Below are 11,711 nucleotides of genomic sequence, written 5' to 3'. Positions count from 1 at the left end.
CCGTCGGCGGAAGCATAAGCGTAACATTACTGAGATATTCAGTTTACGGCAAGGCGGCGAGAATGGGCAGACGGCGGGAGAATTATCGGAATAGCGCCGCCGCTGGCGATCGGCGGCGGCGGGGTCAGGCTCAGCGGCGGTTGCGCACCAGCTGGTAACGGCGGGTCAGATACTCTACCGGCGCACTCCAGATATGCACCAGGCGGCAGAACGGGAACAGCACGAACAGCGTCATGCCCAGCACCATGTGCAGTTTGAAGATAATCGCCACGCCTTCCAGGTGCGCAGAGGCGCCGGCGTGGAAGGTCACCACCGCCTGCGCCCAGGCCACCAGCTTCATCATTTCGCTGCCGTCCATATGCTGGGCGGAGAACGGAATGGTCAGCAGGCCGAGGCACACCTGCACCACCAGCAACGTCAGGATCATGATGTCGGCGAAGCTGCTGGTGGCGCGCACCCGCGGGTTGGTCAACCGGCGCTTCAGCAACAGCGCGCCGCCGATCAGCGTCATCAGGCCGCAGGCGCCGCCAGCGATCATCGCCAGCTTCTGCTTCACGTCGATCGGCAGGAAGGCCTCATACATCCAGTGCGGCGTCAGCATGCCGAGGAAGTGGCCCGCGAAGATGCCGATAATGCCGATGTGAAACAGGTTGGACGCCAGCCGCATGCCCTTTTTATCCAGCATCTGGCTGGAGCCGGCGCGCCAGCTGTACTGCCCGTAGTCGTAACGCAACCAGCTGCCGATCAGGAATACCGCGCCGGCCAGATAAGGGTAGATATCGAAGAAGAACTGATTCAAAAATTGCATGATTAGCGTCCTTTGGTTCCGGTTAACGCATCCGTCAGGTCCAGATACTGTGGTGCCACCGCGCCGGCGAAGCGCCGCTGGTGCGCCGTCTGCTGGGCGGAGGCGCAACCCTGTTCGCCGAGAAACTTGACCTGCTCCTCTTCCCACACCGCATCCAGCGCCTGCGGCGTATCGTCACGTGCCTCTTGCGCCACCTGGGGCTCCAGCGTCTGGGCCTGCACCTCGCTGCCGGACAGCGCCAGCAGCAGATCGAACAGCACCGCATACGGGCTTTCACGCTGTTGCAGGCGCGCGCCCAGCAGCGCCAGGATCGGCGCGATGTCCTGCAGCCCTTCACGCGCCTGCGCCGCACTGCGGCTGGCCAGATACTCCAGATACAGCGGCAGGAAATCCGGCAGCTCGCGGCTGTCGATCTCCAGCCCGGCGGCGCGGTACTGCGTCATCAGGTCAACCATCGCCTGACCGCGATCGCGCGACTCGCCGTGCACGTGCTCAAACAGCAGCAGCGAGGTGGCGCGGCCGCGATCGAACAGCTCGCAATAGTCGGCCTGCACGTCCAGCAGCGGGCGGGCGCACAGGCGGCGGATAAACAGAATCAGCTGCGCACTGTGGTGCAGATCCAGCTCGCTGGCCGGCTCCAGCGCTTCGATGAGCGCCTGCTGATGGTCAAACAGGACCTGCTCCGGGTAATCCAGCAGGCGGGCGATCACTTTCAGGCTGATCATGAGGCATCCTCCGGCCGCGCGGTTTTCGCGGTCACGTCGATGGCGTCGATACGGCGGCTGTTGAACAGGTTGAACTTGCCGTCGCTGCCGTGGCAGCCGTCGCCGAAGCTGAAACCGCAGCCTTTGCTTTCCGGGAAGGCTTCGCGCGCCAGCTCGCGGTGGCTCGACGGCACCACGAAGCGATCTTCATAGTTGGCGATCGCCAGGTAGCGGTACATCTCCTGCGCCTGCGCTTCGCTCAACCCAACCTGCTCCAGCGCACTGGTGTCCACCACGCCGTCGACGGTTTCCGCCCGCTTGTAGTGGCGCATCGCCAGCATGCGCTTCAGCGCCAGCAGCACCGGTTCGGTATCGCCGGCGGTCAGCAGGTTCGCCAGATACTGTACCGGAATGCGCAGGCTCTCGACGTCCGGCAACACGCCGCTGTGCGCCAGCTCGCCGGCGTCGGCGGCGGACTGAATCGGCGACAACGGCGGCACGTACCACACCATCGGCAGCGTGCGGTATTCCGGGTGCAGCGGCAGCGCCAGCTTCCAGTCCATCGCCATTTTGTACACCGGCGACTGCTGGGCGGCTTCAATGACGCCCTGCGGCACGCCGTCCGCCAGCGCCTGAGCAATCACCTTTGGATCATGCGGATCGAGGAAGATATCGAGCTGGCTCTGGTACAGATCCTTGTCGTTCTCCACTGCCGCCGCCTGCTCGATGCGGTCGGCATCGTACAGCAGCACGCCGAGGTAGCGAATGCGGCCGACGCAGGTCTCCGAACACACCGTCGGCTGCCCGGCTTCGATGCGCGGGTAGCAGAAGATGCACTTCTCGGACTTGCCGCTCTTCCAGTTGAAGTAGATTTTCTTGTACGGACAGCCGGTCAGGCACATGCGCCAGCCGCGGCACTTGTCCTGGTCGATCAGCACAATGCCGTCTTCGCCGCGCTTGTAGATCGCCCCGCTCGGGCAGGTAGCGACGCAGGCCGGGTTGAGGCAATGTTCGCACAGGCGCGGCAGGTACATCATGAAGGTGTTTTCGAACTGGCCGTACATCGCCTTCTGCAGGTTGTCGAAATTCTTGTCCTGCGAGCGTTTTTCGAACTCCCCGCCGAGGATCTCCTCCCAGTTAGGGCCGCTTTCGATCTTGTTCATGCGCTGGCCGGTGATCAGCGAGCGCGGGCGAGCCACCGGCTGGTGCTTGCCCTGTTTGGCGGTATGCAGATGCTGGTAGTCGTAATCGAACGGCTCGTAGTAGTCGTCCAGCGCCGGCACGTCCGGGTTGGCGAAGATTTTCGCCAGCACGCCGACGCGGTTGCCCATGCGCGGTTCCAGCTTGCCGTTGATTTTACGTATCCAGCCGCCCTTCCATTTTTCCTGATCTTCCCAGGCGTGCGGATACCCGACGCCGGGCTTGCTTTCCACGTTATTGAACCAGGCGTATTCCATACCTTCACGGCTGGTCCAGACGTTTTTGCAGGTGACCGAACAGGTGTGGCAACCGATGCACTTGTCCAGATTCAGCACCATGCCGACTTGCGAACGAATTTTCATTTGCTGTTCTCCTGCTGACTGCCCTGCGCGTAGTCGTTGCCTTCGTCGTCCAACCAATCAATGCGGTTCATCTTGCGCACCACCACGAATTCGTCACGGTTGGAGCCGACGGTGCCGTAGTAGTTGAAGCCGTAGGCCAGCTGCGCATAGCCGCCGATCATGTGGGTCGGCTTCGGACAGGCGCGGGTCACCGAGTTGTGGATGCCGCCGCGTTGGCTGGTGATCTCCGAGCCCGGCAGGTTCACGATGCGCTCCTGCGCGTGGTACATCATGGTCATGCCGGCCGGGATACGCTGGCTGACCACCGCGCGCGCCGTCAGCGCACCGTTGGCGTTGAAGGCCTCGATCCAGTCGTTGTCCGCGATGCCCAGATCTTTGGCGTCGTCTTCGCTCAGCCAGACGATCGGGCCGCCGCGCGACAGCGTCAGCATCAACAGGTTGTCGCTGTAGGTGGAGTGAATGCCCCACTTCTGGTGCGGCGTCAGGAAGTTCAGCGCCTTCTCCTTGTTGCCGTTCGGCTTGCTGTTGAGCAGCGGCTGGGCGGCACGGGTGTCGATCGGCGGCCGGTATACCAGCAGGCTTTCACCGAAGGCGCGCATCCACTCGTGGTCCTGATACAGCTGTTGACGGCCGCTGATAGTGCGCCACGGGATCAGCTCATGCACGTTGGTGTAACAGGCGTTGTAGGAAACGTGTTCGTCTTCCAGACCGGACCAGGTCGGGCTGGAGATGATTTTGCGCGGCTGCGCCTGAATGTCGCGGAAGCGAATTTTCTCGTCTTCCTTGTTCAACGCCAGATGCCGGTGATCGCGGCCGGTGACGTTGCTCAGGGCCTCCCAGGCTTTTACCGCCACCTGGCCGTTGGTTTCCGGCGCCAGCGACAGGATCACTTCCGCCGCGTCTATTGCACTCTCAATCTTCGGCCGCCCCGCCGCCGGGCCGTCGGCCTTGACGTAGTTAAGCTGCTTGAGGAAGTCGACCTCGGTTTGGGTGTTCCAGCTGATGCCCTTGCCGCCGTTGCCCAGTTTGTCCAGCAGCGGCCCCAGCGAGGTGAAGCGCTCGTAGGTGGCCGGGTAATCGCGTTCCACCGCGATGATGTGCGGCGCGGTTTTGCCCGGGATCAGATCGCACTCGCCTTTCTTCCAGTCCTGCACGCCGTAAGGCTGCGCCAGTTCGGCGGCGGAATCGTGCTGGATAGGCAGGGTCACCACGTCGGTTTCCTGACCCAGATGGCCGACGCACACCTCGGAGAAGGCCTTGGCGATGCCCTTGTAGATCTCCCAGTCGCTCTTCGAATCCCAGGCCGGATCGACCGCCGCCGACAGCGGATGGATGAACGGGTGCATGTCGGAGGTGTTCATGTCGTCTTTTTCGTACCAGGTGGCGGTCGGCAGCACCACGTCGGAGTACAGGCAGGTGCTCGACATGCGGAAATCGAGCGTCACCACCAGATCCAGCTTGCCTTCGCCGCCCTGCTCGCGCCATTCCACTTCCTGCGGCTTCACGCCGCCCTGCTGGCCGAGATCTTTCCCCTGAATGCCGTTTTCGGTGCCCAACAGGTATTTGAGCATGTACTCATGGCCCTTGCCGGAGGAGCCCAGCAGGTTGGAGCGCCAGACAAACAGGTTGCGCGGGAAATTCTGCGGATTGTCCGGCTGCTCGGCGGCGAAGCCCAGCGTGCCGTTTTTCAGGCTATCGACGGTGAACTCGACCGGCAACTGACCGGCCGCACGGGCCTGCTCCGCCAGGCGCAGCGGGTTGGTGCCCAGCTGCGGCGCCGACGGCAGCCAGCCCATGCGCTCGGCGCGCACGTTGAAGTCGATCAGGCTGCCGCCGAAGCGCGACTTGTCCGCCAGCGGCGACAGCAGCTCGTCGGTGCCGACGGTTTCATAGCGCCATTGGCTGGAATGGTTGTAGAAGAACGAGGTGCTGTTCATGTGGCGCGGCGGGCGCTGCCAGTCGAGGCCGAACGCCAGCGGCAGCCAGCCGGTTTGCGGCCGCAGTTTTTCCTGGCCGACGTAGTGCGCCCAGCCGCCGCCGCTCTGGCCGACGCAACCGCAGAAGATCAGCATATTGATCAGGCCGCGGTAGGTCATGTCCATGTGGTACCAGTGGTTGACGCCGGCGCCGACGATGATCATCGAACGTCCGTGGGTCTTCTCGGCGTTTTCCGCGAACTCGCGGGCAATGCGAATGATATTGTGACGCGACACGCCGGTGATCTGCTCGGCCCAGGCCGGGCTGTAGGCCTTGACCTCGTCATAGTCGGCGGCGCAGTTGGCGTCGCCCAGCCCGCGATCCAGACCGTAATTGGCCAGCGTCAGGTCATACACGCTGGTCACCAGCGCTTCGCTGCCGTCCGCCAGCTGCAGGCGTTTCACCGGCAGCTTGTGCAGCAGGATCTCGTCCAGCGCCACGCTGTTGAAATGCTCGCTGTCCGCGCCACCGAAGTACGGGAAGCCCACCTCGGCCACGTCGTCATGCATGCCCAACAGGCTGAGCTGCAGCTCGACTTCCTGTTGCGACTTGCCCTCGCGCTGTTCCAGGTTCCACTTGCCCTTCTCCCCCCAGCGGAAGCCGATGGAGCCCTGCGGCGCCACCAGATCGCCGCTGCGGCTGTCGATAGCGACGGTTTTCCACTCGGGGTTGTTTTCCTGGCCCAGCCCGTCCACCAGATCGGCGGCGCGCAGCAGGCGGCCGGCGGCGTAATGGCCGCCTTCACGCGCTTCCAGCAGCACCAGCATCGGCATATCGGTATAGCGGCGCACGTAGTCGCGGAAGTAGCCGACTTCGCGATCGAGATGGAACTCTTTCAGCATCACGTGGCCCATCGCCAGCGCCATCGCGCTGTCGGTGCCCTGCTTCGGATTCAGCCAGTGGTCGCACAGCTTGGCGACTTCGGCGTAGTCCGGCGTCACCGCCACGGTTTTGGTGCCCTTGTAACGCACTTCGGTAAAGAAGTGGGCGTCCGGGGTGCGCGTCTGCGGCACGTTGGAGCCCCAGGCGATAATGTAGGAGGAGTTGTACCAGTCGGCGGATTCCGGCACGTCGGTCTGCTCGCCCCAGGTCATCGGCGAGGCCGGCGGCAGATCGCAATACCAGTCGTAGAAGCTCAGGCAGGCGCCGCCGATCAGCGACAGGTAGCGGGCGCCGGCGGCGTAGGACACCATCGACATCGCCGGGATCGGCGAGAAGCCGATGATACGGTCCGGGCCGAAGGTTTTGGCGGTATAGACGTTGGCGGCGGCGATCAGTTCATTGACCTCCTGCCAGCTGGAACGGACGAAGCCGCCGCGGCCGCGCGCCACCTTGTAGCTTTTGGCTTTTTCCGCATCGCCGACGATAGAGCCCCAGGCCGCGACCGGATCGCTGTGCTGCGCTTTCGCCTCGCGCCACAGCTTGAGCAGACGCTTGCGCATCAGCGGGTATTTCAGCCGGTTGGCGCTGTACAGGTACCAGGAGTAGCTGGCGCCGCGCGGGCAGCCGCGCGGTTCATGGTTGGGCAGATCGGGCCGGGTGCGCGGGTAGTCGGTTTGCTGGGTTTCCCAGGTCACCAGGCCATTCTTCACGTAGATCTTCCAACTGCAGGAACCGGTACAGTTCACGCCGTGGGTAGAACGCACCACTTTGTCGTGCTGCCAACGGCTGCGGTAGCCGTCTTCCCAGTCGCGGTTGGTGTTCAAGGTCTGGCCGTGATCGCCAGAAAAAGGCTCCGCCAACTGCTTGAAATAGCGGAAACGGTCTAAAAATTTGCTCATCCGGAATGCTCCTGAAGGCTCTTGTCGTTATAAGAAGACATGCTCAATCTGCCGCCAGCCTACTGACGGCCAACCGGCGGCAAATTGATTGCGATCAAGAGAAAGCGGGAGGCGACGCGCGTATCGGGTGAGAAATACCACCAAAGTATAGGTGCGGGATATGATGTTAATCGATTGAATTTAAATGAATAAAAGAGGCTGTCATGACAAAGGCTGGCGGAAGGGAGGCAAGGCGGGGTATTTGGGGGTAGGACGCGGGAGAGAACTCCCGCGTGACGTTCACTCGACGCATTCAGCGCTGGAGCCACAGCGTCGCGGTGCCCACGGCGGGCAACGCCAGCGCGATCTCCGCCCCCCCTTCCTGCTGCCGCCAGCCCGCCGGAAGGCGCAACCGGGTGCTTCCCTCTCGATAGTAAGGATTGGCTACCAGCAGCAAGGCGCGATCGCCCAGAATAAACATCCGCGCCGGCATTTGCGGATCGCTTCCCGCCAGCGGCGTCGATTTTCCCGTCAGCAGATAAGGGGTGAAAGCGGCGATTTGCTGCGACACGGCAGCCACACCGCGCCAGGTGGCGTCAAACTCCCGTTGGTCGAAGCGGCCGGTTTTGCGCTTGTAAAACAGATCGGTATAGGAATAAAACAACAGCCCCTTGGCGCCGCCGATCAACGCCTGCCAGGCCTGGTTGCGGATTTCCGCCTCTGACGGCGGATGCGGCTTACGGCGGGCGTCATAAGCGGCGTGATCCATGATTTGCATCACCACCCAGGCCCCACGCGCCTGGCGGGCGGCCTGCACCGTGAGTTCGGTATAACGCGTGGTGCGCGTCAGATCGCGATCGTTCCCCACCGGGTAAGGGTCGGTAGCCAAAATGTCGCTGCTGTTGAAGTGAGCGTCCAACTCCCCGGTTTTGTTCAACACCTGGAAGGTGGGATGATCGCCGTCAAGCTGCTTTATTTGCAGGTTTTTTTCCTCGATCTTATCGAGATATTCCGGCCCCAGCTCATCGTTGATGTACCAGGCGAGCAGGTTGGGCTGAGAGCGCAAGCGCTGCACGTACCAGGCCGTCAGCGCCGCGTAATCGCCACCGCGCGCGGGCGGCGCGAAGCGGCTGCCGCGGTACTGATCTTTGACGGAGTAAATCACCAGCAGCCCGCGCTGGCGTGCGTTGCGGAAAAAGGCGTAAGGATCTTTCTTCTCCCCATAATCATAATTCAGCACCGTGTTGAATCCCGCCGATGCGATGCGCGCCAAATGCTCATCGGTAGCCACGTTGGCGTAAATACCCAACGGGAAAAGCCGTTGACCATCGCGCACGGTAAAGCCTTCGCTGTCGATCGCCACTTTGGCCGCAGGCTGCCCGACGCGAAAAGACAGCTCGCTGCCCTGTGCCGGTTGGGATTGCTGCCCGGTGACCTGCTGACGCAGGCGATATTCCCCCTGGGCCAGGCCGGTCGGCAGTGGGTATTCGATCCGGCGCTGCCCTTCAACCTGATAACGGTCGCGGCTACGGTGAACAACCTGCCCCTCGGCATTGAGCAATTCGCTGTCGACTTGCAAACGCTGCGGCTGCGGAGTGACCAACAGCGTGTCGACCTTCCCCTGCGCCGACGCGCCGAGCTGATACAACGCCGGCGTAGACGCTCGAGCACACGCATAGGCGTCGTCAAACCAGGCGGTACCGGTGCTCCCCTTGCGCAGATAGACGCCAAAAGTGACTCGCGCCGCCTGCGGCGGCACGGTATAGCTGGCGCTCACCTGCCGCCAGCCGCTGTCGCCGGTCACCCCTGCCGGATAGCTGCCTTCCAGAAAGCGCCCCTGCGCATCGAAGCTCTGCAGATAAACCCCGGCGCCGCCGTCGCGGCTTTGCCCGCGTACGCCATGGGTCTTGAGCCAGACGCCGAAATCGATCGTCTGCCCGGGCGCAACCCGCAGCATCTGACTGAAGGTGCGGTACTGCGCGGCATCTGCATTGTCATAACGCAGACTGCCACGGCCGCTGTGCGCATCGCCGTCGGCCTGTGCGCCCTGCGCACGCCAGCCGCTAAGCCCCTGCTCAAAGCCGGGGTTGGCCAACAGATTGGGTTGGCAGCTTTGCGCCAGAGCCGAAGCGCTCCACCAGGCGCAACAGCCCAGAGCCGCCATCTGATACATCCCCTTCATGGTCATTTCCTTTTCACCACGGCGTTGAACAGATAAGTGGCGAACAGATAGCAGGATTTCTGGTAAGACAGCCCCAAATGCTGACGGTAAATCCGCCATTGCCAGTCCGCGGCGCGGATTTTGTTGCCCGACAGCGAATGGGTAGACAATCGGTAACAGGCCAGCGGTTCGGGAATGCAGTAGGCCAGGCCGTTACGCGCCTTCTGCAGCACCGCCAGCCACATCAAATAGTCCTCATGACCCACTTTTTGCTGATACACCTTACCGATGCGCTTCTGGTTGTAGATGCCGGTGAGATTGCCGATCCAGTTGCTTTTCAACATGTCCTGATAGCCAATAAGCTCATCCGCACCCCGGGTGTTTTTGATCAACTTCAGGTCGTCTTCGAAGGTGTAATAATGGGAACACACCACGTCGTAGCGGCGGGTTTGCAAAATGCTCGCCTGGCGCGACAGCTTGTTGGGGAGCCATACGTCATCGCTGTCGCAGAAGGCGATATAGTCGCCCTTCGCCGCCTCAATGCCGATGTTGCGCGTTTCCGCCACGCCCTGGTTATGCTCATTGCGTATGTAGGTGAGGCGATCGTGGATAAACGGCCGCACCACCTCGGCAGTATCGTCGGTGGACGCATCATCGATCACATACAGGTGATAATCGGTAAATCGCTGATTCAGCACGCCTAGAATCGACTCTTTAATAGAGTGCGCCGCATTGTAGGCCGGCATTATCACGGATATCTTTTCCATTCTGTCCTCACTCGGTGAGCTGTTGCCACTCGGGATAAATACGTTCGGGAGAAAAACGACGGGACTTCTCTAACGCGGCGAGAGAAAAGTGCTCGCGCAAACCCGGATCGAGCATCAGTTTGATCACCCCTTCGCTGAAGGCGGCGGCGTCGTCATCGGGCACCAGATAGCCGTTGACGCCATCGTCTATCAACTCGGCCGGGCCGGTCTTGCAGTCGTAGGCCACCAGCGGCAGGCCGAAACTCATGGCTTCGATCAGCACCATCGGCAACCCCTCATAGCGAGAAGTCATCAGATACAGGCTGGCTTGGCGATAATAGGCCGCCACGTCGGCGGTGGCCGGCAGCAGGCTCACCTGCCGCTCCAACCCGGCCTCTTCAATCTGCCGCCGCAATGCGTCGCGCTCCGGACCGTCGCCGATAATCAGCAGCCGCCAATCCGGCGCCTGCGCCGCCACTCCTCGCCACAACGCGATCAGACGATCGAAGCCTTTCTGATTGCTCAATCGCCCCACCGCCAGCGCCACCTTTTTCTGCAGCGTCGGTGTCGGCGCCTGCGTGCCGAACGGTGAAACGTTCTCGATCACCCGACATTTCCCGGCCCCCACCCAGCGAGCGATGGCGTCGCTATCTTGCCGCGTCAGGAAAATCACGCGGTCACACAGCCGGTAAACCAGCAACTTCAACCACTTAAATACGCGCGGATACTGGTGAAAGCTGACGTGTTCACTCAGCAGCAGCCGGCTGCGAGCACAGAACAAACGCAGAAAAGGCGTCATTACCACCGACAGTTTTCCCATGGAAACGGTAATGATCACGTCCGCGCGTTCACGCCGCAGGGCCATCGCCAGCCGCCATGGCCAGAACAGCGAATCGCCGCCGCCGCAGCGCAGCCGGACGTCGTTCGCCAGCGGAAAGAAGCTCCGCTCGCCAAACAGCGAAAACAGCGCCACCTCGTAGCCTGGCAGACGCGCCAGCGCATTGGCCAAACCGCTGGCGACCCGTTCAGTTCCGCCCTTGCCCGCTATATTTTCGATAACGATGATTACCTTGCGTGGTTGCATATCATCTCCTGAATCCCTGGCGTACATTGCGCAGCAGCCGGCCGCCAACCGAGAACAACCCCAACCGCGCCAGACAATCGCCATACCATTTGATCATCTTGAACTTGCCGCTCAGGCTGCGCCGCACGATGCGCGACGAGTAATAATTGAACGCCTGGGCGTTCTCCGAATACAGCGAGGCCAGCAGGTGCTTGCAGGCGAATCCGCTGATATGGCGATCGCTGGGGCTGAGGAAGGTATTGATAAAGCGATCGCTGGCCTCCAGATTAAGCTTCGCCGTCATACGCCCGTAGCGCCCTACGTCGAGAAACACCCCTCCGCCGGCGTCGTGCGCCACATGCGCGCCCAAATTGGTGGCATTGACCAAAAAACCCCAATCCTGATGCTTATTAAGGAACTCGGGAAATAAAAAGCGGCGATCGCTTTTTTTACGTATGCTGATGGTGGATGAACGAATATCGCCCATTTCCAGAAAAAGAAAATCTTCGCCGGAAGAACCGGATTTGTAGTGGAAGTTGAAGTCACGTACCGAATCGCCGCTCACCTCCGCATAGTTACCGAAGATAATATCAATATGGCGATCTTCATGTTTATTCATGCGGCGGATAATATAGTTGGTTGTGAAGTAATCATCAGAGTCGAGAAAAAACACGATCTCCGATTGCGCCAACTTGATGCCTAAGTTACGCGATACCGCCGCATTGCTCTTCTTTTTTTTCTCGTGCAGCATCACATTGCTATTGGTTGCTGCTATCTGGCGAATATATTTGATATCATCCTCGTCAGAGCAATCATCAACCAAAATCACCTGATAGTCGAACCCCTGGCAAGCGTTGAAAACCCGCTTCAGAGTTTTAGGCAGATAGCGTGCACTATTGTAAATAGGGATCACGATCGAGAAATCCATTT

General features: G+C 61.2%; 8 protein-coding genes. All 8 read right to left on the bottom strand.

Translation table 11 applies throughout. From position 1 onward, the window contains the following. Positions 1-130: 130 nt before the first annotated feature. The 8 genes from narI to ACUXAC_RS04755 all read right to left on the bottom strand — a co-directional run bounded on the left by narI (position 131) and on the right by ACUXAC_RS04755 (position 11,709). Positions 131-808 carry a respiratory nitrate reductase subunit gamma gene (gene narI / locus ACUXAC_RS04790; protein WP_025303199.1) on the bottom strand — a complete coding sequence of 226 codons (678 nt, stop codon included), beginning with the start codon at positions 806-808 and terminating at the stop codon, positions 131-133. 2 nt (positions 809-810) lie between these two features. Then, entirely contained in the window at positions 811-1,533 is a 723-nt protein-coding gene (narJ, locus tag ACUXAC_RS04785) for a nitrate reductase molybdenum cofactor assembly chaperone (protein ID WP_164268003.1), read from the bottom strand. Further along, entirely contained in the window at positions 1,530-3,074 is a 1,545-nt protein-coding gene (gene narH, locus ACUXAC_RS04780; protein WP_033634924.1) for a nitrate reductase subunit beta, read from the bottom strand. The genes narJ and narH overlap by 4 nt, the downstream gene beginning before the upstream one ends. After that, the gene (locus tag ACUXAC_RS04775) at positions 3,071-6,832 is read right to left on the bottom strand and encodes a nitrate reductase subunit alpha (protein ID WP_387441428.1); all 3,762 of its coding nucleotides are present in this window, start codon (positions 6,830-6,832) and stop codon (positions 3,071-3,073) included. Before ACUXAC_RS04775 ends, narH begins: the two co-directional genes overlap by 4 nt. A 292-nt stretch (positions 6,833-7,124) precedes the next feature. Then, positions 7,125-8,984: a carbohydrate binding domain-containing protein gene (locus ACUXAC_RS04770; RefSeq protein WP_421115109.1), complete on the bottom strand. Its 1,860-nt coding sequence runs from the start codon at positions 8,982-8,984 to the stop codon at positions 7,125-7,127. 11 nt (positions 8,985-8,995) lie between these two features. Beyond that, the gene (locus ACUXAC_RS04765) at positions 8,996-9,739 is read right to left on the bottom strand and encodes a glycosyltransferase family 2 protein (protein ID WP_060424048.1); all 744 of its coding nucleotides are present in this window, start codon (positions 9,737-9,739) and stop codon (positions 8,996-8,998) included. A 7-nt stretch (positions 9,740-9,746) separates the two neighbouring features. Further along, a complete protein-coding gene (locus ACUXAC_RS04760) occupies positions 9,747-10,802 on the bottom strand; it encodes a glycosyltransferase family 4 protein (RefSeq protein ID WP_387441430.1) in 1,056 nt (351 codons plus the stop codon). 1 nt (position 10,803) lies between these two features. Then, on the bottom strand, positions 10,804-11,709 hold the full coding sequence (locus tag ACUXAC_RS04755; RefSeq protein WP_038876980.1) for a glycosyltransferase family 2 protein: 906 nt from the start codon (positions 11,707-11,709) through the stop codon (positions 10,804-10,806). Positions 11,710-11,711: the final 2 nt, after the last annotated feature.

It is taken from the genome of Serratia sp. 121840015-1, from assembly GCF_053627655.1.
This window is presented reverse-complemented; position numbering and strand designations above follow the sequence as displayed.